We start from the raw sequence: 26,669 nt of genomic DNA on the forward strand, positions 1-26,669 counted from the left end.
CCCCTCTACCAGGTTTGGCCCCCCCCCCCCCCCGGGGGGGGGGGGCCCCCCCCCGCCGGGCCCGGGCGCGGGGGGGGGGGCGCCGCTCCCACGTCGCTTTGCCTTGAAGGATTCACGGTGTCGACTCAACCGACTGCACGGTTCGATGATCAACGCCGAATCAATCGATGGCTTTGCGACGACCGAAAACGAGAGATCGGCGCGGCAGGCCCCGCCAATCAGATGGCTGACTCGTTCTCCTCACCGGTGCGGATACGAACAACCCGCGAGACGTCAGAGACGAAGATCTTGCCGTCGCCGATCTTACCCGTGCGGGCTGCGGTCGTGATGGCGTTGATGCAGCTTTCGACCTGATCGTCAGCCAACACGAGCTCGATCTTCACCTTGGGTAGAAAATCCACCACGTACTCCGCGCCGCGATAGAGCTCAGTATGGCCCTTTTGGCGGCCAAAGCCCTTGACCTCGATGGCGGTCATTCCCGTGATGCCAGCCGCAGACAGTGCCTCACGCACATCGTCGAGCTTGAATGGCTTGATGATCGCTTCGACCTTTTTCATGAATCTCTCCGTACAGGGTCAGGGCCAAACTTAGCCCGGAAGTATATGATCGGGACAGGGTGATGAACAGCGCGGGGCGCACCTCAAAACCCACTCGTGAGCGGATAGCGGCGATCCCGCCCGAAGGCCCGCTCCGAGATGCGAACGCCCGGCGGGGCCTGCCGGCGCTTGTACTCGTTGCGGTCCACCAGGCGCGCCACGCGCCGCACCACCTCCGGCGGATAGCCTTTGGCGGCAATGGCCTCCACGCCTTCGTCCTCCTCGATATAGAGGCGGAGGATGGCGTCCAATACCTCATAAGGAGGGAGGCTGTCTTGGTCGACCTGATCCGGACGCAGCTCAGCCGACGGCGCGCGAGTCATCACGCGCTCCGGAATGACGGGTGAGCGTCGGTTGCGGTAGGCCGCGAGCCGGTACACCAAGGTCTTGGGCACATCCTTGATGGGAGCGAAGCCACCCGCCATGTCGCCATAGAGTGTCGCGTAGCCGACGGCCATCTCGCTCTTGTTGCCCGTCGTCAAGAGGATGCGGCCACTCTTGTTGCTGATCGCCATCAAGATGATCCCCCGACAGCGCGCTTGAATATTCTCCTCGGTCACATCCACCGCTTGCCCGGCGAATGCGGGCTCCAGCATCTCCAGGAAAGACTGAAAGGCCGGCTCGATGGGAACCGTCTGAGCCTTGACGCCAAGCAGACGCGCCTCCTCGAGGGCATCCTCGTTGCTCATATCGGCGGTGTAGCGCGAGGGCATGAGCACCGCCTCAACGGCGTCTGGCCCCAGCGCATCGGCCGCGATCGCCAGCGTGAGGGCGGAATCGATCCCCCCCGAGAGTCCCAAGACAGCACCACTGAAGCCATTCTTGCGAACATAGTCGCGCACGCCGAGCACCAGGGCGTCGTAGAGCGTCGCCTCGTCGCTGGCGGACGCTGCCTCGCTCGGTGACGGCGGAGCCAGCGCATGGGCCGAGGCGTCGAAGGCTTGGAGGAGAGACGCCTCTACGAAAGCGGGCGCGCGCTGGATGATCGCGCCACCGGCGTCGACCACGAAGGAGGCGCCGTCGAACACCAGCTCGTCTTGTCCACCGACTAGATTGGCGTAGAGGATCGCCATGCCATGGTCGCGCGCCAAGCGTGAAACGAGCGCCTCCCGCTCGCCCCGCTTCCCACGATGGAAGGGCGAGGCGTTGATATTGACCAAGACCTGCGCCCCAGCGGCGGCCGCCTGCTGCGCGGGCCCCTCTTGCCAGATGTCCTCGCACACGCTCAAGCCGATGCGCAGCCCTTGGTGCTCGAAAACCGTCGGCGTCGCACCCTGCTGGAAATAGCGCTTTTCGTCGAAAACGCTGTAGTTCGGCAGATGCTGCTTGGCGTACTCGGCGACCACTTCACCGTCGCGGATCACGCCCGCCACGTTGAATAGCCCCCCGACGGAGCACCTGGGGTAGCCAATGACCAGCGTGATGTCGCGCACCTCGGCCTGGATCCGCGCCAGCGCCGCCTCGATCCGGGCGTGAAGCTCCGAGCGCAGCAGCAAATCCTCTGGGGGATAGCCGGTCAGCACGAGTTCGGGGAAAACGGCCATGTCCGCACCCGCCTCCCGGGCACGCACGGCCTCCGCGATGACGTGCTCGGCATTGCCGGCCACATCACCGACCAGGGGATTCATCTGAACGATCTGGATGCAACACGCCAAGTCAGCTCACTCCAACAGGAACCTCGAAATTCAGCGTCGACGGTCTCAACTCCGCCACCGCGAGCTGGGAGCACGACAGCAAGACACAGAAGCCTCTTAAGACAAGACAGAGAACGCGCTCACCCAGAGGGTAAGCTCCGCCCCTAGAAAAAGACATCGAGATTCCTTATGCCTTCAGGCTCTTTGCGCTCTCCACGCTCTTTGCGGTTCAAATGACCGCCTAGACTCAGGTCACGACAGCGCTCGCCAGACCCTTAGAAAATGCCCATCAATTGTTTCCCGATGCGAGCGATCCCGCCCGAAATCCCCCGTAACCCCCCTTTGCGAAAGGGGGGAAGTTGTTGATGGACACTTCCTTAGCCTGCCAAGAGACCGGCCACGCGCGCGCCCATCTCCGCAGGCGAGCGCACCGTCGCGACACCAGCCCGCTCGAGCGCTGCGAACTTACCCTCCGCGGTGCCCTTACCGCCAGTCACGATGGCACCGGCGTGCCCCATGCGCTTACCCGCTGGGGCGGTGACGCCAGCAATGTAGGCGACGACGGGCTTGGTCATGTGCGCCTGGATGAATTCCGCCGCGGCCTCTTCGGCGCTGCCGCCGATCTCGCCGACCATGATCACCGCATCCGTATCCGGATCGGCCTCGAAGAGCGTCAGACAGTCGACGAAATTCAGACCCTGGATGGGATCGCCGCCGATTCCGATGCAGGTGCTTTGACCAAGCCCAGCCTCTGTCGTCTGAAAGACCGCCTCGTAGGTCAGGGTGCCCGAGCGGGACACGATGCCAACGCGGCCCGGCCGGTGGATGCTGCCGGGCATGATACCGATTTTGCAGGCGCCGGGCGTGATTACGCCCGGACAATTCGGCCCAATGAGCACCGCGTCGGAGTCAAGCAGCGCGGCCTTGACCTTGAGCATGTCCTGGACCGGAATCCCCTCGGTGATGCAGACGATGACGCGAATCCCCGCGTCGGCCGCCTCCAGGATGGCGTCCGCCGCGTAGGTCGCCGGCACGTAGATCATGGTGGCGTCCGCCCCGGTTGCCTCCACTGCCTGGTGGACCGTATCGAAGACCGGGCGCTCCAAATGCATCTGACCGCCCTTGCCGGGCGTGACGCCGCCGACGAGATTGGTGCCGTAGGCGATCGCCTGCTCGCTGTGGAAGGTTCCCTGCTTACCAGTGAAACCCTGGCAGATGAGACGGGTATCGGAATCGACCAAAACACTCATTCGCTGCTCCCGCTGGATGCCACTGCCGCGACCACCTTATCCGCCGCCTCCGTCAAGCTCGAGGCCGTCTCGACGGCGAGGTCGCTGTCCGCCAACATGTTGAGCCCCTGCTCGGCGTTCGTTCCTTCGAGCCTGACAATGATGGGGACAGCGACCTTCACCTCACGTACAGCCTGCATGATCCCCTCGGCAATGAGATCACAGCGCACGATGCCGCCGAAGATGTTGACGAGGACCGCCCGCACCTTGGTGTCGGAGAGAATCAGCTTGAAGGCCTCGGCAACCCGAGCGGCCGTCGCCCCGCCGCCGACGTCTAAGAAGTTGGCCGGCGCGCCGCCATGCAGCTTGACCAGATCCATGGTTGCCATCGCGAGTCCCGCCCCATTGACCATACAGCCAATGTTGCCGTCGAGGCTAATGTAGTTCAACTCGTGCGCCTTGGCCTGCGCCTCTCGCGCGTCTTCCTGATCAGGATCCCGCAAGGCCTCCAACCGAGGATGCCGCCCCAGCGCGTTATCGTCGAGGTTCACCTTGGCATCGAGCGCGAGCAGATCTCCCGCTGCGGTCACGACCAAGGGATTGACCTCGACCAGGCTCGCGTCGCACTCGGTGAAGAGCCGATAGAGCCCGGCCAAAATCTGCCCCAGCGCCTTGATTTGAGCCCCTTCCAGCCCGAGCCCGAAGCCAAGACGGCGGACCTGGTAGGGCTGGAGCCCCGCAGCCGGATGGACATGGACCTGGATGATCCGCTCCGGCGTCTCCGCCGCGACCGTCTCGATATCCATGCCGCCGGCGGCCGAGGCCATGATGAGGATCCGCTCGGCGGCGCGATCCACGAGCAGGCTCAGATAGAGTTCGCGGTCTATCGCGGTCGGCTGCTCGACAAGCACCTGCCCCACCGGCAGCCCCTCGGGACCGCTCTGGTGGGTCACCAGCCGCGAGCCCAGCAGACGGCTCGCCGCCTTGGCGACCTCGGCCGCATCCTCCGCCAAGACGACACCACCCGCCTTGCCGCGGCCGCCGGCATGGACCTGCGCCTTGACCACCCAGCGCGAGCCGCCAAGCGCTGCACAGGCCGCCTCCGCGTCCTCCGGCGTCGTCACAACCCGACCTTCCGGGACGTCAACCGTGAAGTCCCTGAACAACTGCTTGGATTGAAACTCATGTAAATTCATTTACTTCCCCGAGATCCTGCCATCGAACCTGGCTGAGCCTGAAGCAGCTCGACCAATACCAGCGGACAGGCGACACACGGCCACTTAGTCGCGCCTCGACCCGCTTCAAGCTCAAGACCGCATAGTCCAGCTGCGCCAATTCTGGTCTAATTCGGGTCGGCATGCCAAAGCCTAAGTGCTTTCCGAGAAACGACATAACCTGCGGTTCCGATCCCGCAGGATGCGCAAAGCCCTGGCGACAAGCTTCGCTCGGAGTGCCGAGGGTCGATGGACGTGCCCATCATTCAAGCTCCGAGCCTTGGCAAGATGGGCGCGTCCGCCCGGCGCCAAGATTGCAGTCAGGCCCAGCGCACGGACTTGGCCCATCCTACCGAGCCGCGTCTATTCGGCTGAGGTTATGTCCGGAATTCGCCCTTAAGAAAGCGTCCATCAATTGTTTCCCGATGCGAGCGATGCCGCCCGAAATCCCCCCTAGCCCCCCTTTGCGAAAGGGGGGAAGTTGTTGATGGACACTTTCTAAGTGACTGCGGAGCCTTTGCGCGAGGATGGATAACAAGAGACCAGCGGGCAACCAAGTCGCCCTTGCCATCAGCGAAGACGGCGATTCCAGTCGACCAACCCGCCGCATTCGCCCGCGTTTGCGCCGCATCCCCATCGACACGACACGCTACCCGACACGCGGCGCCCTGCGCTGGCTCTTTCTGTTCCGTCTCCTCATGGTCGTGGGCTTGGTGCTCGCCTTCTCGCCCACGGTCATGGAGCCCTCCGCCGGACGCTACGAAACGGAGCTGGCTTGGGACATCCTGGTCGCCTATGCCGTGCTGGTGCTCGTCAGCGGTCTGGGCCTTTCGCTGGAGAAGCCACGCAGATCGACCCAGGTCCAACTCGCGATCTTCATCGACATCGCTACCTTCACGGCCCTGATGCATGCGGCCGGCGGTATCTCCAGTGGCCTCGGCGTGCTCCTGGCGGTGTCGGTGGCCGCGGGCGCGCTCATGATGGAGGGCCGCCTGTCGCTCTTCTTCGCCGCGGTCGCCTCCATGGCCATCATGAGCCAACAGATCTACTCCAGCCTTCTGGGCGTGGACATTCGCACCTCCTTCACGCAGGCGGGATTTCTCGGCCTGCTCTACTTCGCCGTCGCCCTGCTCTCCCATGTCCTCTACCAACGCATCCGCTCAGCCGAAGCCCTGGCCGCGCGCCGCAAGGTCGACATCGACGACCTCGCCAAACTGAGTGACTTCGTGATCCATAGCATCAGCACTGGCATCCTGGTAGCGGACGGCGAGCGACGACTCCGCCTCGTCAATGAGGCCGCGCTCGACCTCATGGCGGAAGAGAGGGTCGACCCCGGGGTTTCCCTGAACGAACTCTCGCCGGAGCTGGGCAGCTGGCTGGCAGATCAGGTCCAATCCCTGCATCCCAAAGACGGGCTCATTCGGATCGGGGAGCGGGATATCTGGGCCTCCATTCGCCTGCTCGGGGACTGCCGCGCCAGCGGCGTCATCATCTACCTGCGGGACAACCAGGAGGCCATCCGCGAGGCCCAGCAGATCAAGCTCGCTTCGCTCGGCACCCTGACGGCAAGCATCGCGCACAACATTCGCAACCCGCTGAGCAGCATCAGTCATGCGGCTCAGTTGCTGGCGGAGAGCAATCACCTCGACGCCGACGACCGTCATCTGCTGGACATCATCCGGCGCAACAGCGGGCGGATCGAGGAGACCGTCGAGAGCGTGCTGCAGCTCTCGCGGCGCAACCAGATCGATCCGCAGGAGATCAACCTCAAGGACTGGATCCAGTCCTTCGCACGCGAGCTTCGCGAGAGCCACGCGCTTGCAGAAACAGCCCTCCTCCTCGACCTGAACTCGGCGCCGCCCTGGGTCAAGGTTGACACTCGGCATCTACACCAAATCCTCTCCAACCTGTGCGAGAACGCCTTGGCGCACGGCGGCACTGATGGCCAAGACGCCAGCGTCCACATCCACCTCACGCGGCGCGACGAGCGCGGCGAGGCTTGGCTCGAAGTGCGCGACAATGGCCCTGGAATCGACCCCGGCATCGCGAAGGAGATCTTCAGCCCCTTTTTCACGACCAAGAGCCAAGGCACGGGCCTCGGTCTCTACATCGCGCGCGAATTGGCGGAATCCAATGGCCTGAGGCTTGTCTATGAGCGCATCGAGCCGCGCGGGAGCTGCTTTAGACTCACCTTACCCATCGACTGAGCGGAAGCGGCACAGCAGGCAGATTGACAACCCTGAGAAGCTGTTTGCAAACCTCAGACTTCTCAGAGCAGCGTCCTGAGACGGGGTCGTCGCGGCGGGGCGCCGCTCCCACGAAGCATCACCAGGGCGTTTTCAAGCAAGCTCTGAGGGGCTGACTGCAGATGCTGATCGCACACAATGCGCATTGCATCTCACCTGAGCCGCATCGCTTCACGACTTTAGTCAGGACGCGCTATGCTGTTGTGAGGCTTTCTGACAGACCTGGCGCCCTCATGGCTGTCACGTCGAAGGCGCATCGCTCGCCCTGCGGCATGAGAGCGTCGAGGCGCTGCCACGAGCGCCCGACTCGAGTCACTGCCAGCCCGATTTGCCGAGGATGATTGCGAGCAATGCTGATGCAGCACCATCATAGAATCAGGATGCTCTGGCGCAATCGATGGTCCGCACGCAGAACGCCGTCGGCCCGCGTTTTCCTGAGATTCAACCCACAAATTTCCAACGGACGCCCATGAGCAAGGCCCAAGCACTCGTCGTCGATGACGAGGCGGATATCCTGGATCTCATCAAGATCACACTCGGGCGAATGGACGTTCAGGCGTCCACGGCCTTGACGGTCGCCGACGCCAAACGCCAGCTCGAGCGCGGCAGATTCGATCTGTGCCTGACGGACATGAACCTTCCGGACGGCTCGGGCATCGACCTGCTGCGGCATCTCAGCGAATGCTATCCCGGCATCCCAGTCGCCATGATCACGGCCCACGGCAGTACGGAATCCGCAGTCGCCGCCATGAAGGCCGGCGCCTTCGACTTCGTCTCCAAGCCCGTCGACCTCAAGCTCTTGCGCACGCTCGTGGGCTCGGCGCTCAAACTGCGCGGCCCAACCTCGTCCGGCGCGAGCACAGCGGCATCGGGCGTGCGCCTGCTCGGCGACTCTCCGGCCATGGACCAGATCCGCCACCTCATCACCAAGCTCGCGCGCAATCAGGCCCCTGTCTTCGTCACGGGCGAGAGCGGCACGGGCAAGGAACTGGCGGCACGGCTCATCCACGCCCAAGGCCCGCGCAGCGAAGGCCCCTTCGTGGCGGTCAACTGCGGCGCGATCCCGCAAGACCTTGTCGAGAGCGAGCTCTTCGGACACAAGAAGGGCAGCTTCACCGGCGCCGTCAGCGATAAGGAAGGCCTCTTCCAAGCCGCCGAGGGCGGAACCCTCTTTCTCGACGAGGTCGCGGATCTACCGCTGCAAGCCCAGGTCAAGCTGCTGCGCGCCATCCAAGAGAAGTCCGTGCGGCCCGTCGGGGCTCAGCAGGAAGTCCCGGTCAATGTGCGCATCATCAGCGCCAGTCACCATGATCTCAACGCCGAAGTGGAGCGGGGCCACTTCCGCCAGGACCTCTTCTACCGCATCAACGTCATCGAGCTGCGTATGCCTGCGTTGAGAGAACGCCCCCAGGACATCCCGCTGCTCGCCGAGCAGACGTTGAAACGGCTCGCCCAAGAACAGGGCAGCGGCGCGGCAAGCCCACCCAGAAAGCTGACCGCGAAAGCCCTTGAGGCATTGAAGCAACAACCCTTCCCCGGCAATGTACGTGAACTCGAGAACGTGCTTGAGCGGGCGACCGCCCTCGCCGACGGCGAGGTTATCGATGTCGAGGATCTCTACCTCTCCAAGTCAGACACAGCCCAGTCGAGCCTGCCATCCGAGGAGCTCGAACTCGATGACACTGTCCCCTTGGAGGACTATCTGAGCGAGATCGAAAAGCGCGCCATCCTCAATACGCTCGAGGAGACCCACTGGAATCGGACAGCGGCCGCAAAAAGGCTCGGCATGACCTTGCGATCACTGCGTTATCGTCTGGCCAAGCTCGGCATCGACTAGGTACCGAATCGCCTTAGGCAACCCCTGGGAAATAACGTACCAGCGATTTCCAGAAACGCGTTTACCTGTCGGATGGACCCTTGTCGTTGTCGTAATCGTTCGATGCGACCAACGGCGAGTCAGCTCGATGACGACAACGACAACGACAACGACAACGACAACGACAACGACAACGACAACGATGATCTCGCGGATGCCCGGTTCCAAGCTTGGAAGGCATTGACCGGTTATTTGCGGGGAGTTGCCTTAGAAAGCGTCCACCAACAACTTCCCCCCTTTCGCAAAGGGGGGCCAGGGGGGATTTCGGGCGGGATCGCTCGCATCGGGAAACAATTGATGAGCACTTTCTTAGTACCCAAAGGTCATCACCGCCCGCCATCACCGCAGGACTAGCCGGCCTTCCTCGAATTCCCGCAAAATCACCGCTCGCGGAGAAATCGGCGGCCGGGCGTTGCCCCACTCGGTCTTGGTTATCAGTTGGGCCGGGTGGACGAGCGAGCGCGAAGTCCACCGAATCCCGCGTCGGCGTTGGTGGACTGCGCTGCGCTTGTCCACCCTACGGAAGACGACTGGCCGAAACCATGATCGACGCCCCTCGCGTGCAGAGCGCGATCAGCCCGCCTTCGCTAGCGCCTCTCTAATTCAACATCCACAGCCTAAGGTAATCACAGCGTGTCCGATTCTCATCCGCCCCTGAACGCCATGGATCAGGGCCGGGACCCCCTCGTCGATTGGCTGCGTCAGGCGACGCCCTATATCCACGCACACCGTGGTCGCACCTTCGTCATCGCGTTCGGCGGCGAGGCCCTCTTGGATGCGCGTTTCCCCGACCTGGTGCATGACATTGCGCTGCTGCACGGACTTGGGATCCGCCTGGTCCTGGTGCATGGCGCGCGACCACAGATCGAGACACGGTTGCGGGACCAAGGGGCGGAGCTGCGCTATGTGAAGGGACTCCGAGTCACGGACGACAAGGCCCTGGCGTGCGTCAAGGAGGCCGCCGGCATGGTGCGCGTCGAGATCGAGGCCCTGCTCTCGCTCGGCTTGGCCAACTCGCCCATGGCAGGGGTTCGCATCCCGGTGGTCTCTGGCAACTTCGTGACCGCGCGCCCACTGGGTGTGATCGATGGCGTCGATCACCTCCACACCGGATCAGTGCGGCGCGTCGAGCATCGCACCCTCCGGCGCCTGCTCGACCAAGGCGTGGTCGCCCTCATGCCGCCGCTCGGCTACTCGCCGACCGGAGAGGTCTTCAATCTCAGCGCCGCCGACGTTGCCCGCAGTGCCGCGATCGCGCTCGGGGCGGACAAGCTCATCTTTCTGCTCGAGGACGCGCGCCTGACCGAGACAAGCCTCATCGCGCCCAATTTGCTCGCTCCAGAAGTGGATAGACTGCTCGCAAGCCAGCCAGACATGCCGGACGAGATCGCCAGCTGCCTGAGCGCCGGGGCATCGGCCTGCCGCAACGGCATCCCGCGTGTCCATCTCGTCGGGCGCGATCGCGACGGCGCCCTGCTGCGCGAACTCTTCACCCGTGACGGCAGCGGCACCCTCATCTCGGCGGAGCCCTACGAGGATCTGCGCCCTGCGCGCATCGACGACGTCACCGGCATCTTGGAGCTCCTGACGCCACTTGAGGAGCAGGGTGTCCTGGTGCGCCGCTCGCGCGAGCGGCTGGAGACCGAGATCGAGCGCTTCTTCATCATCGAGCGTGACGGCATGGTCACCGCCTGTGCGGCGCTCTACCCCTACGCGGAGGACGGCATGGCCGAGCTGGCCTGTCTCGCCGTGCACCCGCAATACCGCGGCGACCGCCGCGGCGACCGCCTGCTCGACCATCTCGAGGGCATCGCCCGATCCCAGCAGATTCAGCGTCTCTTCGTGCTCACCACGCAGACGGCACATTGGTTCCAGGAGCGCGGCTTCCAGCCCAGCGGCCTGGAGATCCTGCCCATGGAGAAGCAGGCGCTCTACAACTTCCGGCGCAGCTCCAAGGTATTCATCAAGTCAATCTAGAACCCCGCAAGGCCGTCTCGATCCCAGCCATGAAGCAAGAGAAAACCCAGGCCCCAGCAGCCGCGCTGGACGCGACCAGCATCCGCCCGGAAACAGGTCGATCCGGCGCCCCATGCCCCAAGGCGACGAGGGCGCACCTCAACGCACATCCAAGCCGACGCGGAGCGCACCTTTGGCTAGCCGGCGCAATCGCACTGGCGCTCACGCTCGTCACGGCGACCGGCATCGGCCAAAGCGCTGAATCGACGCTTCAGCCGAGTCCGGCCGCGAGCACGACGACGACGACGCCCCTCCCATCGACCGAGCAGCTCGACAATAAGCTGAAGGCGTTGGATGCCGCCGAGACCATGGACGAGTCGCTGAAACTCTCACTCGGCGAACTCTATCGACGCACCCAATCGAGCCTGGAAGAGGCGGCGAGCTTCCGCGCACAGAGGGAGCAGCTCAACAAGTTCATCGAGAGTGCGCCCCAGGAGATCGCGGCCATTGAGCGCCAGCTTGACAGCGTCCAGGCGAGCGGTGAGGCCACGGCAGCCCCACGGGTGCCGGAGAACCTCTCCGCAGAGACGATCAGCCAACGGCTCAGCCAGATCATGGCCGACGTCGCCGCACAGGAGAACCGCGTCAACGAATTCGAGAAGCTGCTCGACCAGAGCCTCGAGCGCCCGACGAGCAGCAGAGACAAACTCATCGCGGTCAAGCAGACCCTCGACGAGATCGACGAGGACCTCAAGAAGCCGCCAGCGCCGGGTGAGGCACCGGAGGTGATCGAGGCCAAGCGTTGGGCGCTCGAGGCCCAAAGACTGGCGCGTTGGGACGAGTCAGCGATGATGGAGCAAGACCTGCACACACAGTCCTTGCGGGAGTCCTACTACAAGGCCAAGCGCGACGAGGCGGCGCTCCAGGTTAGCCGCCTGAAGGCCGAGCAACGCGCCCTGGAAGACAGGCTCAGCACGCTGCGCGAGCGTCAAGCATCCGCCGCCCAGTTGGCGGCACAGCAGGCAACGCGCGATGCGGACGGCAAGCCGCCATTGGTGCGCGAACTCATCCTGCAGAACGCGGAGGTCACCCAATCGCTGGCGGAGATCGCTACGCGCCTCCAGGACTTTAGCGCCGAACTCGCCGAGATCGATGCCGAGCGACAGCGCATCGAAGACGACTTTCGCGGGGCCAAGCAGCGCATCGAGGCCGTTGGCCTGAGCAAGGCGCTCGGGCAGGTCCTGCTCGATCGTCGCGGCCAACTGCCGGACCTCGGACGCTATCGCAGCACGATCAGCAACCGCGAGGACGCGATTGCAGACACCACGCTACGCCAAATTCGCTATCGCGAGGAGCAGCTCAAGCTGCGCAATCTCGATCGCGAGGCCGACGCGCTGATTGCAGCAGATGAGAACACGGATGCCGCAGAGCCAGGGCTGCGCGCGCAGATCGTCGAGGTGCTCAAGCAGCGCAAACCGCTGATCGACCAGGCACTGAAAATCGACGACGACTATGTACACCAGCTCGGCGAGCTGAACTATGCCTCTGAGCGCGTCATCCAGGTGGCGGAGAACTACGACGACTTTCTCGCCGAGCGCCTCCTCTGGGTTCGCAGCGCACCCCTGGTCAGCCTCGAGACGCTGAAGGCATTGCCCGACTCCATTCGCTGGCTGATCTCGCTCGACAGCTGGATGAATCTCGGCGCCACCCTGCTGGAACGCATCCAGACCTCGCCTTCTTTCTGGCTTGGACTCGCGGCGGTGAGCGTGCTCATCTGGAAGCTCTCCGCCCTGCGCCGCTCCATTCGCGCCCATGCCGAGCCATTACGCCGGGTGCGCACGGACCGCATCCGTTTCACCCTCCAGGCCATCGGCCTCACGCTGCTAGCGGCACTGCCGCTGCCCCTGCTCTTCTTACTCCTGGGGCTGCAGATCAAGGCGTCACCCATGGCAAGCAGCTTCTCCCTGGCCTTGGGAGAGGCCTTTTACCAAGTCGCATTCGGCCTCTACTACCTCCTCTCTTTCCGCATGATCTGCATCACCGGGGGCGTGGCTGACCGTCACTACCGGTGGAGCAGCGATGTGCTCAGACGACTGAGGAAGAACTTCGACTGGTTCGCGGCCTATGCCGTCCCGATCTCGCTCCTCACCATTACCATCTACGAAAGCGATGACCCGGCCTATGTCGCCAGCCTGGCCAGGCTGGCGCTGATCGCCAACATGCTCGGCTTCGCGATCCTCTTCTACAGACTGCTCCGACCTAGCAGGGGCGTCCTCACCGAGTTTCTCGAGGATCACCCGACCAGCTGGCTCACTCGACTCCGACACCTGTGGTTCCCGATCATCGTCGGCGCCCCGCTGTCGCTCGCGGTGCTGGCGATCCTCGGCTATGTCTACACCGCTGGGACACTCTTCCAATCACTCGTCTATCAAATGTGGCTGGTGCTGGGCCTCATTGTCCTGCACCAAACCATCGTCCGCTGGCTGATCGTGACCCGCCGTCGCCTAGCCCTGCAGGCTGCCCTCGAACGACAGGCCGCGCGACGCGCCCTACACGAGGGCGAAAAACGGGAAGCGACCGTGACATCGGAAGTGGTGACGATCGAGGAGCCAGAGCCCGATCTAGCGACCCTGGACGAACAGACACGCCGGCTCATCAACGCCTCGATCTTGATCGGCGGCATCGTCGGACTCTGGCTGACCTGGTCGGACGTCTTACCGGCGTTCACCTTTTTCGAGCGTGTCGCACTTTGGCATTACAGCGGTATCGTCGACGGCACGCAGCAGATGGTCCCCGTCACTGCAGCGGATGTGGGCCTGGTGCTGGTCATCATCTTCGTCGGGACCATCGCGGCCAAGAATCTGCCCGCCCTGCTCGAGATCGTGCTGCTGCAAAGTGCGTCCGTGTCGGCAGGGGCGCGCTACGCCGCCAAGACGTTGACCAGCTACCTGATCACGGCGGGCGCAGCGCTGCTCGTCTTCAGTACACTCGGGCTGAGCTGGGGGCAGGTCCAGTGGCTGGTCGCCGCCTTGGGTGTCGGCATCGGCTTCGGGCTGCAGGAGATCGTCGCCAACTTCATCAGCGGCATCATCATCCTCTTCGAGCGACCCGTGCGCGTCGGCGACATCGTGACCATCGGGGACACCACAGGCGTGGTGAGCAATATCAGCATCCGCGCCACGACCATCCGCAACTGGGACAAGCAGGAACTCTTGGTTCCAAACAAGGAGTTCATCACCGGCCGGCTGCTCAACTGGACCCTAACCGATCAGCAGAATCGCATCACCATCCCGGTCGGTATCGAGTACGGCAGCGACACCAAGCAGGCGCTCGCACTCCTCGCTAAGATTGCCGATCAGCACGAAAGCGTCCTCAAGGACCCCGCGCCCCTCATCAGCTTCGAGGCCTTCGGCGATAACGCACTCACCCTGATCATGAGGTGCTATCTGAACTCACTGGAAGGCCGCATCGGCATCATTACGAACCTGCATCAGGCCATCTATGACAGCTTCGCCGAGCATGGCATCCAAATCGCGTTCCCCCAGCGCGATGTGCGGCTCTTCACCAAAGAGCCGCTGGATGTCCGGGTAGAGCGCGGCAAGCAAGCCCCCCTGGGGGCCGCGGAAGACAAGGACGGGGTCGACAGCTAGATTCGAACTGCAGGCATGACGTGGGGCGGCTGCCGAGATGGCTCGCCGATCGCGAGAGGACCGCCAAGGCTCGGCGGAGACGGGGCTCCGCCGATGCGCTAAGAAAGTGTCCATCAATTGGTTCCTGATGCGAGCGATGCCACCCGAAATCCCCCCTAGCCCCCCTTTGCGAAAGGGGGGGGAAGTTGTTGATGAACGCTTTCTAAGTGCTGGGTCGGGCTATCCCAGCTCGTCGAAATCCGGATCCTCGAGCAGCTCGCGCAGCCGCCTCAGCTCGCGGATATGCTCGATGCGTCGGCGCACATCAAGGCTGTCCAACTGACCTCGAATCTCTTGGCCCACCAGTTGCGGGATAGGCTCGCCGCCTTCCTCGCCATCGCTCATTTCGGGATCCAGCATCTCCTCTACCTCAGATCGAGCAAGATAACGGCACGGTTAGTGAAACGCCCGTATAACCGAAATCAGATAAGAAAATGAAGTGATTTTTTTCGATTTTGAGAATCGGGTTTCAAGATCCTCAAAGAACAGCCTCAGAAAGTGTCCATCAATTGTTTCCCGATGCGAGCGATACCGCCCGAAATCCCCCCTAACCCCCCTTTGCGAAAGGGGGGAAGTTGTTGATGGACGCTTTACTAAGCATCCCTGCCGCCAAGCCATCTCCGACGATGCCAAGCAGGCTCTCGGATCGCACCCGAGCAGCGCCACGCTAGTCCTAGCGAGGCTTCGCCTCAGACCGACGAGTCATGCCATCGGAATCGGGGTCGGGGTCGGAATCGGGGTCGGGATCGGGGTCGGGATCGCTATCGTCAGTTCGACCCCGATCCCGACGGCCTTGGATGGTCGGACGCTTCATCGAACTTGGACTCATCTGCAAGCATTTTGTGCCCTCAAGGATTCGAGTGCAGGCATCGCCAAGGTACATCGATAGGGCGGAGTCTGTATCATGCAGCCGGAGCACCCGAGCACGCAGCGCCCTGTCCCGGTGAACCCGCTGCCCAACCCAGTTGAGCACGAAAGAAGACAGATGCCGACAAAGATCCGTTTCGGAGCCTTCGTACGAGAGATCACGGTTCAACAGGACCGTATCTCGTACAACAACATCACACCCAAGATCTGGCGGGACGCGGAGGGCAACGAGATCCCCTACCGTGCGCCGCGGATCCGGCTGAGGCCCATCGACGCCTATCGGCTCATCAAGCCCTATGTCAGCGTCCGCTTCCTCGAGCAGGTCCGCGCGGTCGTCCCCCTGGCCATCTACCTCATGCTCTTTCAGTGGCTCATTCTCCAGCAGGAGATCCTGGACGCAGGGATCATCACCGCCGGACTGGTTGCCGTCATCATCGGACTCATGCTCTTCATGGAAGGGCTCAAAGTCGGGCTCATGCCCTTTGGCGAGACCCTGGGCATCATTCTGCCCGCCAAGGCGCATCTGAATGTCGTGCTCTTGATCGCCTTCCTCTTGGGCATCGGCGTCACCTTCGCCGAACCGGCGATCGGCGCACTCAAGGCCGCGGGACAGATCGTTCGGGTGGAATCCGCCCCCTACCTCTACGCCCTGCTCAACGACTGGTCGGAGGTCCTGGTGCTGGGCGTTGGCCTCGGCGTCGGCATGGCCGCCGTGCTCGGGACCCTCAGATTCCTCTACGGCTGGAGCCTCAAGCCGCTCATCTATCTGACGCTGCTGCCCACACTCGGACTCACCATCTACCTCACGACTGTTCCCGAGCTGCACAAGACGCTGGGCTTGGCCTGGGACTGCGGCGCCGTCACCACCGGCCCAGTCACCGTGCCCCTGGTCCTCTCGCTCGGCATCGGCATCGCCGCAGCGGCCGGCAAGGGGCAGAGTTCGCTGTCCGGCTTCGGCATCGTCACCCTGGCCTCGCTCTTCCCGATCATCGGCGTACAGCTGCTCGCGATCTACCTCTCCTTCGCAACCACGCCCGAGGCCATCATCGCGGGCGCCGAGCACAGCGCCGCAGTGATCACGCCCCCGGCGTGGTACGCGCAGACGCCCTGGACCGAGATCATCACGGGCCTGCGGGCCATCGTTCCGCTGGTGCTATTCCTCTTCCTGGTGATGCGCGTTCTCCTCAAGGAACGCTTCAAGCACCCGGGAAACATCGTCTACGGCATCACGCTAACGGTGCTGGGCATGATCGTCTTCAATCTCGGTCTGACCTATGGCCTGTCGAAGCTTGGCGCACAATCGGGCAGCTTGGTACCGGCCTCCTTCATGGATATCGCGGCCGTCCAGAACGATCCGCTCTTCACCCTCGCTCTCGGGCTGGCCATCGCAATCGCCTTCGCCTGGATCCTCGGCTTCGGTGCCACGCTGGCGGAGCCTGCGCTCAACGCACTGGGCCTCACGGTGCAGAACCTCACCAATGGCGCCTTTCCCAAGCAGCTCCTCATCTACGCGGTCTCGCTCGGGGTCGGCTTCGGGCTGGCGCTGGGGGTCGCCAAGATCGTCTTTGAATTTTCCCTCGCCTGGCTACTGATCCCAGGCTATGCGCTGGCGATCCTGCTCACCATCTTCTCGACCGAGGAGTACGTGAACATCGCCTGGGACAGCGCCGGCGTGACGACCGGACCGGTAACCGTCCCCTTGGTGCTTGCCATGGGCCTGGGCTTCGGCAACGCCATGCATGCCATCGAGGGCTTTGGAATCCTCGCCATGGCCTCGATCGGCCCGATACTCTCCGTCTTATCAACTGGGCTCTGGATTCAGTGGAAGGTGAGGCGCAAGCACCGCCGCTATGATGAGTCCATGCATTTGTCCGAGACCGAGGAGGCGCCCGCATGAGCAAGCAAGAGATCGTCGTCCTGACCGACGTCGCCCTGATCACCGCCAGCGTTCAGCGCGGCATGGCGGACGACATCGTCAAGGCCGCGCAAGAGGCCGGCGCTCAGGGCGCGAGCATCCACTACGCCCACGGCCGCGGCGTGCGCGAGCGTCTCGGCATCTGGGGGCTGGCGGTCGAGGCCGAGAAGGAGGTGATCAACATCGTGGTCTCCAGCGACCAGGTCGACCGCGTGTTCGAGAAGATGTACGCCGCCGGCAAAATGGACACCCCCGGCATGGGATTCATGTGGGTCACGCCGCTCGAGAAGGCGGCCACCTTCGTCCCGCCCGAGATCGTCGAGCGCCTGGCGTCGAGCCGCAGGCCCGCCGGCAGCAAAGCGTAATCCCTGAGCAGAAAGATGGACGCCAAGGACTCCCAGAAGATCATCACCTGCATCCTGCCCAAGGAAAAGGCCATGCCACTGGTCCGCACCTTGGCGCAGGAACAGGGTCTCAACGCGGTCGACCTCAGCTATGCGCGCGGGGTCGGCCGCATCACGCCGCTGTTGCACCGTGGCATCGGGGAGACTTCGGAGCGCGCGATTCTCACCATCGCCGTGCCCGCCAGCGCGGCTGACGACTACTTCGAACTCATTTACGAGATCGCCGAGATCAATCACCCCCATGGGGGCCTAATGTTCATGCACGGCACCACCATGGCAACGGGTTTCGCGCTGCCTGACTTGCCGGAAGAGCAATGACGCGGCGAGCGCGCACGCCTTGACCTCCCAACCGATTCTGCGAAGATTCCCATCCTCGCCCTAGCTGGACCCGCCCATGCCTGAAGCAGCCGACCAGGCCACAGACGCGCCGACCCAAAAGACCGTCGCCGCCGTCGATCTTGGCTCCAATAGTTTCCACATGATTGTCGCCCGCATCGATGACGGCCACGTTCAGGTCATCGATCGACTCAAAGAGATGGTGCGTCTCGGTGAAGGCCTGCAGGATGACAAGACCATCTCGCCAGAGGTCGCGGAGCGGGCGCTCGCCTGCCTGGAGCGATTTGGCCAGCGCCTGCGAGGCTTCGAGCCAGGCACGGTGCGTGCCGTTGGCACCAATACGCTACGACAAGTGCCCGCCGAGATCGGCTTCCTCGCGCAGGCCGAGGCAGCCCTGGGACATCCCATCGACGTCATCGCGGGCCGCGAAGAGGCGCGGCTGATCTACCTCGGCGTCGCCTACGGCCTGGCGGCCGGCGCGGAGCGGCGCCTGGTCGTGGACATCGGCGGCGGCAGCACCGAAATCATTATCGGCATGGGCTTCTCGCCACGGCTGCGCGAGAGCCTGCACATGGGCTGCGTCAGCATGTCGCAGCGACACTTCGCCGACGGGCGCATCACCGCCAAGGCCATGCAGCGGGCGGAACTGACCGGGGCGCTCGAAGTGCGCCCGGTGCGCGAGCTGTTCCGACGCGCGCGCTGGCAAACGGCCGTCGGCAGCTCCGGCACCATTCGCGCCATCGCTTCCGTGGTCAGGGCTCAGGGCTGGTGCGAGGACGGCATCTCAGCGGAATCCCTGACACAGCTCAGAGATACGCTGATCGACGCCGGCAAGGTCTCCGCGCTCGATCTCAAGGGCCTGACCGAGGAGCGCCAGCCGGTCTTCGCCGGCGGCGTCGCCGTCCTGCGCGCGGTCTTCGAGGCGCTCGGCATCCAGCATATGCAGGTCTCGGACTATGCCCTGCGCGAGGGCCTCATCTATGAGCTGATTGGGCGGGATCAGCATGGCGACGTGCGCGAGCGCACCGTGACCAAGCTCTGCCGACAGTTCAGAACCGATCAGGAACACGGCCAGCGCGTTAAGAGCACGGCGCACACCCTCTATCGTCAGCTCGTCGCCCCCTGGTCGCTGACCAATCCGGAGCATCCTAGGATGCTCGCCTGGGCCGCCCAACTGCACGAAATTGGTGTCATGGTCGCCCACAGCCAGTATCAAAAGCATGGCGCCTACTTGCTGCGCAATGCGGACCTGCCCGGCTTCACCCGTCAGGAGCAGATGGTCCTATCGGCGCTGGTGCTGGGGCATCGTCGCAAGTTTCCGACTCAGGAGTTCGCCGACCTTCCCGACGGCTATCAAGCCTGCGCGCGTCGCCTCTGCGTCATCCTGCGCCTGGCCGTGCTCCTGCATCGCGGACGCTCGGCGGACGCCAAACCCAAGCCGACACTCGAAGCCGATGGGGACAGACTGACGCTCAGCTTCCCGGATGACTGGCTCACCACTCACCCCCTGACTCAGCTGGAACTCGAGCAAGAGGCCGAGCGCCTGGCAACCGCCGGGATCCAGCTCAACTTCGGGTGATACGCATTCACCCAGCGAGTGCGCATCAGGCGAAGCGAGAAGGCCAAAATCTTTGCGCTATCCTGCTAGAATCCCGCCACGCGGGCCTAGCCCGCGTCGATACGAAAGAAATCCAAGTGGCCGTCGCACCCTGTCGTGCCGGCCGTTAGCTGCTCACTCAGGAGGATCTTGATAAATGGCTGCACTCTTTTCCGATGAGTGGATGAAACAACTGAAGGACGCCTGGAACAACGAACCCGAGGTCAAAGACAAACTGGCCGAGATCGATTTCGCGTCCGTCATCACCTGCGGGTTCAAGAACGAAGACAACCCACGCGGTGTCTTCGTGGTCGAGAAGGGCGAGTGTGTCAGCGCCGGCAGCTGGTCCGAGAGCGACCCTGCCCCGAACTGGGACATGCGCGCCGACGTGAAAGACTGGCTCAAATGGGTCGAGAACGGCATCGGCATGACCGGCATGGGCGCCGCCTTCATGACCGGCAAGCTCAAGTTCAAGGTCGGCGACTACAAGGCCATCATCAAGGACCCACGCATGGCCAACCCCTTCGTCAAGAGCTTCGGCCTCATGCAGCAGCTCGACACCGACGAGGTGAAGTGATCGGCTAAACCGCCGTCATCACTAAGAAGCCCGCCATCGCGCGGGCTTTTTTGTTGGCAGTTGGCAGTTGGCAGTTGGGCGATTGTCCGAGAACGCGGTATTGAACCGCAAGGCAGGCGAAGCGCAACAAGGATTTCGATGTCTTTTCCCGGTGCCGGAACGCACCTTCGAGCCGAATCGCCCGCGCTGACAAGCCTTTGGCTTCTTGACGTCCTGGCGGTTCACATGACCGCATCCAAGCGCATGGTTAGCCTAGGGTGTACCCAGCGTCCACATTGAGGGTCGCGCCAGTCACTAGGCGGGCGCGCGACGATGCGAGGAAGAGGACGGCCTCGGCCACATCGGCCGGTTTGACGACCTCCTGACGACGCAGCAGATGACGCCGTGCGGTGATCTCCTGCATCAGCTCGGCGGCACCGCCCCACATCTCGGAGTCCACAACGCCGGGTGCGACGCCATTGACGCGGATACCCTTGGGGCCAAGGGCGAGCGCAAGTCGGCGCGTCAGCATGTCCAGTCCAGCCTTGCTGACCGAATAGCTGGTGGAGGTGCAGGTGGCGAAGGGATGCTGGGCGCAGGCCGAGGAGATATTCAACACCACGGGGTCAGCGCCGCGCTCGAGCAAGCCGGCGCAGGCCTGGGTCAGGGCGAAGGGCGCAATGAGGTTGATCTCCAGGGTCGCCCGCCACTGCTCCAAGCCCTCCTCCAGCGTGCCGGAACCGAGAATGACGCCGGCGTTATTCACCAAGACGTCCAGTCGTCCGGCGTCCGCCTCGAGCCGATCCGCAAGGCGGGCGAGGAAAGCAGCATCGGTAACGTCCCCTTGCAAGAGGACGAGAGCGCCCTGCTCGACTGCCTCCGGCCAGCGCCCCTCAAGCCGGCGCAGCTTCTCGGGGGCTCGGCTGAAGCTGTAGACCCGATCGCCTTCGGCCAAGAAGGCCTGCACCAAGGCGGCGCCGATCCCGGAGGTCCCGCCGCTGATACAGACCACGCGCCGCCCATCCGAGTCGCTGCTCATCGCTCACGCTGCCCCAGGTTGGCGTGGATGACCGCACCGTTGAGCACCGGGGCATGCGATGCGAAGGCCACCGTCTCGGCGATTTCCTCCGGCTCGATCAGGCGATCGAAGGCGCTCATGGAGGTGATCGCGGCCAAGGTCTCCGTGTTGTCGCCGATGAGACCTCGCAGCTGCTCGGTATCCGTGAAACCGGGGCAGATCATGCACGTATGAATGCCGCGCCCAGCCAGATCCTGGCAGGTCGCCCGCATCATACCGACCAGGGCGTGCTTGGCGATGACATAGCTAGCGACGCCGGGCACCGCCTTTTCAGCGAGCGTCGAGCCAATGTAGACGAGGCTCGAGCCCTCCCCCATCGCGGGAATGACCAGGCGATTCAGGGCATTGACCGAGAGGACATTGAGCTGCAGCACCTGCCGCAGATCCTCGGTTTCCAAGGTGTCGATCCGGTCCGAGCGCATGACCGAGGCATTGTGGACCAAGCAGATTCGGTCGGCCTCGGCGAGGCGCTGGGACAAGGCCGCTTGCAGGGGCTCAAGGGCGCCAGGCTCCGCGAGATCACAGATCAGGCTCTCCACACCTGCCTCCGGACAGGGCCGGCGCGCGATGCTGAGAACACGCCAGCCATCGACCAAGAAGCGGTTGGCGATCGCCCGCCCGATGCCTGAGCTGGCCCCAGTTACGACTAACAGATTCATGCTAACTCCCAATTTGCGGCGGCCCACTACTTGCCACGGCCCACTGACCGGATCCGGAAGAGACGCCAAGCTCGATCCTTTGCAAGCGCATGTCCGCAAGCTCCGGGCGGTCTCGCAGCCGCTCGAGCAGCAAGGGCGCAAGCTCCTCGATGGTCACGTTGCGGATCGGCAGCAGCAGGACATCGCGCTCCAAGAAGGTCATCCGCTCGTCCGCGAAGAGGGCGACCACCTGTCCTTGCTGCCGCTCCAGGCGCAGATAGGGCGACAGCTCAGGCAGCAAGAGCTGCTCGTCAAAGGTATCGCAAAGCGCCTTGAGCACCTGCTTGAGTTCGACATAATCGAAGGCCAGACCGTTCGGGCCGACCGCCGCGGTCACGGCGCAGCGCACCTGGAAGTTATGGCCGTGAAGATTCTCGCGCTCGGTCGCGGAGAAGATGGTGAAGTGACCAGCACTGAAGTTCAGGTAATCCTTACTGATCTCAATGCGTGTCAGGGTTTGCTCAGCCAAGCCGAATCTCCGTTCATGTCCACCGCCGGTTCGGCGCGGATGCGTACGACCTCCTCGAGACGAGCCTACTCGCCACGCCATGCCTGAAGAGATGTGGGCCAGGAGATTGGATCAAACCCTTGCCAGCCCCAAGCCGCAACCCGAAACCCTAGCGCTCCATACAATCTTGCCCCCATCGGCCCCGTTCAGAACACCTACAGGAAGAACGCAATGATGAGGGTTTTCACCAGACCGTCCAGAGACATGAAGAGACCACTCGCCCAATTCCTTGCACCTTTACTGACACGTCTGCGCAGCGACTGGCGCCTGCTGTTGAGCGTCCATCTGGTCTACACGGCGGTAGGCGTCGCCCTGCTCGCCCCCCTGGCGGGCATCATCCTCCGCTTCCTCATCGGCCTCTCGGGTCAACCGGCACTCGCCGATCAGGACATCCTCTACTTCCTGCTCAGCCCCCTGGGCATGGCCTCGCTGATCCTGATGGCAGGCGTCCTCATCGCGATCATGGCCTTAGAGCAGGCCTCGCTAATGGCGGTTGGCGCAGCGCAAGCGACGCGCGGCGGGAGCAAAGTCTTCGGCGCAATTCTGTTCGCCGCCCGGCGTGCGCCAAGGATCTTCATCTTTTGCCTGTGGCTGGTCGTGCGCCTACTCGTGATCGCCCTGCCCTTCCTCGCCCTCGGCGCCGCAATCGCCTGGGTCCTGCTGACCGACTACGACATCAACTACTACCTTCAAGCGCGCCCGCCAGCGTTTTGGACGGCCACGATCCTGATCGGCCTGGTGATGACCGCCATGACCGCCTTAGTGACGCACAGGCTCGTCGCCTGGTCGCTGACGCTGCCACTCATCCTCTTTCAAGACGTGGCGCCCAAGCAATCCTTCCATGAGAGCAGGCGGTTGACTCAGGGTCATCGCAAAGCGGTCTTGTGGTCGCTTGCCGTCTGGGCAGCGCTCGCGCTCGGGCTCGGCGCCCTGGCAGCGACACTGGTGGGCGGACTGGGCCGCTGGAGCGCGCCGCTCTTCTTCGACCGACTGCCGATCCTCGTTGTCGTCCTTGGCGGGCTCGTCAGCCTCTGGCTGCTCACGAATTGGCTGGTCGGCGCCTTCAATGCCAGCGCCTTCGCCTTCATCCTGCTGGGCCTCGCCGAGCGGCTCGTACCCGGCTTCGAGAGGGCCGAGCCCAAAGCCCTGCCGCCAGAGACAGGCTCGCCCCGTTGGCCGCGCACCGCGCGCTGGCTAACGGCGGCGCTGATTGCCGGCACACTGATCGCCGTGCTGGTCGGCGCCTGGCTGATCGACGGCATGGTGATTCACGACGACATCAGCATCGTCTCCCATCGCGGCGCCGCTGGAAAGGCGCCCGAGAACACCCTGATCGCGATCGAGCAGGCCATTGAGGACGGCACCGACTGGGTCGAAATCGACGTCCAAGAGACCGCCGACGGCGAGGTCGTGGTGATTCACGACAGCGACTTCATGAAGCTGGCCGGCGTCAACCTCAAGATCTGGGAAGCCTCGTTGAGCGAGGTCGAGCGCATCGATGTCGGCTCTTGGCTGTCGCCGCAGTTCGCCGACGCCCGGGTGCCGACGCTGCGTCAGGTGCTCGATTCGGCCCACGGCAAGGCAGGCGTCGTGATCGAACTCAAATACTACGGACACGACGAGGATCTGGAGCGACGCGTCGTGGAGATCGTCGAGGCCGCGGACATGGTCGACAAGGTCGCCGTGATGTCGCTCGAGTCCGCCGGCATTCAGAAGATCCGCGCCCTACGCCCGGATTGGACCATCGGGCTCCTGTCCGCCACAGGCATCGGAGACCTCAGCAAGCTCGACGGGGATTTTCTCGCGGTCAACATGGGGATGGCGACGCCCGCATTGGTGCGCCGCACCCAGGCATCCGGCAAGCGGCTCTTCGTCTGGACGGTCAATGATCCGGTCTCCATGTCGCGCATGATGTCCCTGGGCGTCGATGGCATGATCACCGACGAGCCTGAGATGGCGCGCCAAGTGCTCACGCAGCGCACCGAACTCAGCCCGGTCGAACGCTTGCTGATCCACACGGCCGTGCTCCTCGGGAGACCGACGCCCCAGCGGACCTACCGCGACGACTCACCCTGAATCGCCCCAGCCAAGGGGGCCGGTCAATCCTCGGCCGCTGTGACCGCTCGCGCCCGACGCTGCCAAAGGCTGAAGCCCAGCGCGGCCAAGGTCAGCGGGATGATGAAGCCCAGCATTGCAAACTCGAAGCTTGCCAGATAGGGGGGCTGAGTCGCCCGTGTCGCGACATAGGCGATGTAGGCAAGGAAGTAGAGGACGAAGACCGCTCCCTCCAGTCGGCCGATCCGCATGCCGCTGAAGAAGACCGGCAAAGAGACGACGGCCGTCGCCACCATGATCGGCATGTCAATGCTGAGCGCCTGAGGGGAAACGGGGATCCCGCGCGGCGAGATCAGGGCGCCGAGCCCGAGGACCGCGAGTATGTTGAAGAGATTGCTGCCGACGACATTGCCCACCGCGATGTCGCCCTGGCCGCGCAGACTGGCAATGATGCAGGTCACCACCTCCGGCAGCGAGGTCCCGACCGCCACCAGGGTGAGGCCGATCACCAACTCGCTCACCTCGAACACAAGCGCAAGATCCAGCGCACCCATCAGCAAGAGCCGTGCACCGACCGCCAGCAGCAGTAGCCCGGTCAGGAGCAGCGCCACCTGCCGGATGAGATAGTGGCCCTTTCGCAGCCCTTCGAGATGGAGCACCTCGACCAGCGCCTCCTGAACCTCTCGCGCCTCGCGTTTTCCTTGGCGCACGGACCATGCGAGATAGACGACGAGCGCTCCAGTGAGCAAGCTGCCATCAATCCAGCCCAAGCGCCCGTTGGACGCCAGAAGCCAGAGCGCGACCGACGCCAGGATCACCAGCGGCACCTCGAAACGCACCACTCGGCTGTGCACCACCAGCGGCGCCGCCAAGGCCGCGAGACCCAGCGCCAAGAGGACATTGGCGATGTTGCTCCCGACCACATTGCCCACGGCCAGATCCGTGGCGCCCGACCAGGCCGATTGCACCGTGAACGCCAGCTCGGGCGCGCTGGTGCCAAAGGCGACCAGGGTCAGGCCAATGACGAGTGGACTGACCCGCATGATGGCCGCCAGCGCGGAGGCCGAGCGCACCAGATACTGGCCCCCGCCGATGAGACCAGCAAAGCCCATGAGGACGAACAGCAGAGAGACGATCCAATCCGGCATGGGCATCCGCCTAGGCTGGGCTCAGAAACACGGGATACAAATGAGTCATGGCAACCGCTGGGAGCCTCGGCCTCCAAGCCGCCCCCTCTCGACGGCACGCATGGGTCATGCCCCAGAAATCGCCCTGGCCAAGCTCCGGGCGAATCAAGGCGTCTCAAGCTCGCCCTCGTAGGGCTCAACCCGCTCCGCGTCGATGCGATAGCCGGCAGCAGCCAAGGGGCTCCTGTTCGTCAGGACGTGAATGGTACCAGTGACCCAAACCGTGTCGAAGAGCGCGCCTGGGTAGACCTCGCCCTGCGGCATCACGACGTAGATCGTTTGATTGACCGGCGGAGGCGGGGTGTGGATACAGGCGCCGAAATAGGGGACCAGTAGAAAGGCCGGCATCTCCAGCACGCCCAACTCAACCGGCACCACAAATCCGACCAGCCGCACCCGACGGCCATCGACCTCGGCGACCAGCGGAGCCTTTGCCCACTCGGCCTTGAGCTGGTCCATGAGGGCGATGGCGCGTGGATCCTCGTCGCCCATCTCATCGATACCCTCGGCCTCGAGTCCTTTGAGGAAGTCCTCCGGCTGCCAGTCCGGGGGCATGAGGATGTCCCAGTTGATGACCTCGGCGTCTGTCGCGGACTCCGACGAAGGCCCAGCGCCACAGCCGGCCAGCAAGAAAGCGGCAGCCATGAGACATCCGCAAGAAAGTCGCTTGATCGGGCGCATCCCTGACATGGCTAGCGTCGAAACAAGGCCGCTTTGCATTTTCGACTGCACTTTGAGACCCCCTCTCCATGGTCAGAGTAGTGGCTGCGCAAACAGACCAAAGGGGACGCATAAAGCCATAGATCTTACTGAGTCGCAAGCTTGTTCAGCCATGCCGTCCTTCTGCCGAGATGGCGGGACCTAAGAAGCTGTCTGGAAAACGGGGCGAATTCATTCGCCCAGCCGCCGGACCACGGGCGAATGAATTCGCCCCTTGTATGTTCTGTTCTAAGGGATTGATAAGGAGGAGTGATAAACGGAGTTTATGAAGAGAGCCCGGGAAGCCGTTCGCCCCTGAAGCCTGGACG

General features: G+C 63.6%; 20 protein-coding genes. 10 read left to right on the forward strand and 10 right to left on the reverse strand.

Going from position 1 to position 26,669, the window contains the following annotated elements; translation table 11 throughout:
• Positions 1–218: 218 nt before the first annotated feature.
• From G3480_RS17040 to sucC, 4 genes are all read right to left on the reverse strand, one after another.
• Positions 219–557 (reverse strand): P-II family nitrogen regulator, encoded by a 339-nt coding sequence (locus G3480_RS17040; RefSeq protein ID WP_164453360.1) that lies wholly within the window; start codon positions 555–557, stop codon positions 219–221.
• An 83-nt stretch (positions 558–640) separates the two neighbouring features.
• On the reverse strand, positions 641–2,224 hold the full coding sequence (locus tag G3480_RS17045; protein ID WP_164655091.1) for an NAD+ synthase: 1,584 nt from the start codon (positions 2,222–2,224) through the stop codon (positions 641–643).
• 383 nt (positions 2,225–2,607) lie between these two features.
• Entirely contained in the window at positions 2,608–3,480 is an 873-nt protein-coding gene (gene sucD / locus G3480_RS17050; RefSeq protein WP_164655092.1) for a succinate--CoA ligase subunit alpha, read from the reverse strand.
• The gene (gene sucC / locus G3480_RS17055) at positions 3,477–4,655 is read right to left on the reverse strand and encodes an ADP-forming succinate--CoA ligase subunit beta (protein WP_164655093.1); all 1,179 of its coding nucleotides are present in this window, start codon (positions 4,653–4,655) and stop codon (positions 3,477–3,479) included. Before sucC ends, sucD begins: the two co-directional genes overlap by 4 nt.
• A gap of 545 nt (positions 4,656–5,200) precedes the next feature.
• Here sucC and G3480_RS17060 point away from each other — a divergent pair.
• The 4 genes from G3480_RS17060 (at position 5,201) to G3480_RS17075 (ending at position 14,401) form a co-directional block, all read left to right on the forward strand.
• On the forward strand, positions 5,201–6,880 hold the full coding sequence (locus G3480_RS17060) for a sensor histidine kinase (RefSeq protein ID WP_164655094.1): 1,680 nt from the start codon (positions 5,201–5,203) through the stop codon (positions 6,878–6,880).
• A gap of 508 nt (positions 6,881–7,388) precedes the next feature.
• Complete coding sequence (locus G3480_RS17065; protein ID WP_164655095.1) at positions 7,389–8,756, forward strand: sigma-54-dependent transcriptional regulator; 1,368 nt, start codon at positions 7,389–7,391, stop codon at positions 8,754–8,756.
• Between the two features lie 702 nt (positions 8,757–9,458).
• Positions 9,459–10,772 carry an amino-acid N-acetyltransferase gene (argA, locus tag G3480_RS17070; RefSeq protein ID WP_164655108.1) on the forward strand — a complete coding sequence of 438 codons (1,314 nt, stop codon included), beginning with the start codon at positions 9,459–9,461 and terminating at the stop codon, positions 10,770–10,772.
• A 29-nt stretch (positions 10,773–10,801) separates the two neighbouring features.
• Positions 10,802–14,401, forward strand: a complete 3,600-nt coding sequence (locus G3480_RS17075) for a mechanosensitive ion channel domain-containing protein (protein ID WP_164655096.1) — start codon at positions 10,802–10,804, stop codon at positions 14,399–14,401.
• A gap of 219 nt (positions 14,402–14,620) precedes the next feature.
• On the opposite strand, the gene G3480_RS17080 is transcribed toward G3480_RS17075, so the two are convergent.
• Positions 14,621–14,800, reverse strand: coding sequence for a PA3496 family putative envelope integrity protein (locus G3480_RS17080; RefSeq protein WP_164655097.1), 180 nt, complete (start codon positions 14,798–14,800; stop codon positions 14,621–14,623).
• 625 nt (positions 14,801–15,425) lie between these two features.
• On the opposite strand from G3480_RS17080, the gene G3480_RS17085 reads away from it, so the two are divergent.
• The 5 genes from G3480_RS17085 to G3480_RS17105 all read left to right on the forward strand — a co-directional run bounded on the left by G3480_RS17085 (position 15,426) and on the right by G3480_RS17105 (position 20,136).
• Positions 15,426–17,204, forward strand: a complete 1,779-nt coding sequence (locus tag G3480_RS17085; RefSeq protein ID WP_164655098.1) for a DUF1538 domain-containing protein — start codon at positions 15,426–15,428, stop codon at positions 17,202–17,204.
• The gene (locus tag G3480_RS17090; protein ID WP_164655099.1) at positions 17,201–17,587 is read left to right on the forward strand and encodes a P-II family nitrogen regulator; all 387 of its coding nucleotides are present in this window, start codon (positions 17,201–17,203) and stop codon (positions 17,585–17,587) included. Before G3480_RS17085 ends, G3480_RS17090 begins: the two co-directional genes overlap by 4 nt.
• Positions 17,588–17,602: 15 nt before the next feature.
• A complete protein-coding gene (locus G3480_RS17095; protein ID WP_164655100.1) occupies positions 17,603–17,944 on the forward strand; it encodes a hypothetical protein in 342 nt (113 codons plus the stop codon).
• A gap of 76 nt (positions 17,945–18,020) precedes the next feature.
• A complete protein-coding gene (ppx, locus tag G3480_RS17100) occupies positions 18,021–19,541 on the forward strand; it encodes an exopolyphosphatase (RefSeq protein WP_164655101.1) in 1,521 nt (506 codons plus the stop codon).
• Between the two features lie 175 nt (positions 19,542–19,716).
• Positions 19,717–20,136 carry an SCP2 sterol-binding domain-containing protein gene (locus G3480_RS17105; protein ID WP_164655102.1) on the forward strand — a complete coding sequence of 140 codons (420 nt, stop codon included), beginning with the start codon at positions 19,717–19,719 and terminating at the stop codon, positions 20,134–20,136.
• A gap of 247 nt (positions 20,137–20,383) precedes the next feature.
• Here the strand turns inward: G3480_RS17105 and G3480_RS17110 are convergent, their stop codons facing one another.
• Genes G3480_RS17110 through G3480_RS17120 form a run of 3 tightly spaced genes read right to left on the reverse strand, consistent with a single transcriptional unit; the run spans position 20,384 to position 22,360 of the window.
• Entirely contained in the window at positions 20,384–21,154 is a 771-nt protein-coding gene (locus tag G3480_RS17110; protein WP_164655103.1) for an SDR family NAD(P)-dependent oxidoreductase, read from the reverse strand.
• Positions 21,151–21,852 carry an SDR family NAD(P)-dependent oxidoreductase gene (locus G3480_RS17115; RefSeq protein ID WP_164655104.1) on the reverse strand — a complete coding sequence of 234 codons (702 nt, stop codon included), beginning with the start codon at positions 21,850–21,852 and terminating at the stop codon, positions 21,151–21,153. The genes G3480_RS17110 and G3480_RS17115 overlap by 4 nt, the downstream gene beginning before the upstream one ends.
• 1 nt (position 21,853) lies before the next feature.
• Positions 21,854–22,360: a 6-pyruvoyl trahydropterin synthase family protein gene (locus tag G3480_RS17120; RefSeq protein ID WP_240905876.1), complete on the reverse strand. Its 507-nt coding sequence runs from the start codon at positions 22,358–22,360 to the stop codon at positions 21,854–21,856.
• 243 nt (positions 22,361–22,603) lie between these two features.
• Here G3480_RS17120 and G3480_RS17125 point away from each other — a divergent pair, with 243 nt between their 5' ends.
• The gene (locus G3480_RS17125; RefSeq protein WP_164655106.1) at positions 22,604–24,475 is read left to right on the forward strand and encodes a glycerophosphodiester phosphodiesterase; all 1,872 of its coding nucleotides are present in this window, start codon (positions 22,604–22,606) and stop codon (positions 24,473–24,475) included.
• 23 nt (positions 24,476–24,498) lie between these two features.
• Here the strand turns inward: G3480_RS17125 and G3480_RS17130 are convergent, their stop codons facing one another.
• Positions 24,499–25,602: a calcium/sodium antiporter gene (locus G3480_RS17130; RefSeq protein WP_240905877.1), complete on the reverse strand. Its 1,104-nt coding sequence runs from the start codon at positions 25,600–25,602 to the stop codon at positions 24,499–24,501.
• A 144-nt stretch (positions 25,603–25,746) separates the two neighbouring features.
• Positions 25,747–26,286 (reverse strand): DUF3299 domain-containing protein, encoded by a 540-nt coding sequence (locus G3480_RS17135; protein WP_240905878.1) that lies wholly within the window; start codon positions 26,284–26,286, stop codon positions 25,747–25,749.
• Positions 26,287–26,669 lie beyond the last annotated feature (383 nt).

This window comes from Thiorhodococcus mannitoliphagus (assembly GCF_010915725.1).
Classification (GTDB): Bacteria; Pseudomonadota; Gammaproteobacteria; order Chromatiales; family Chromatiaceae; genus Thiorhodococcus; species Thiorhodococcus mannitoliphagus.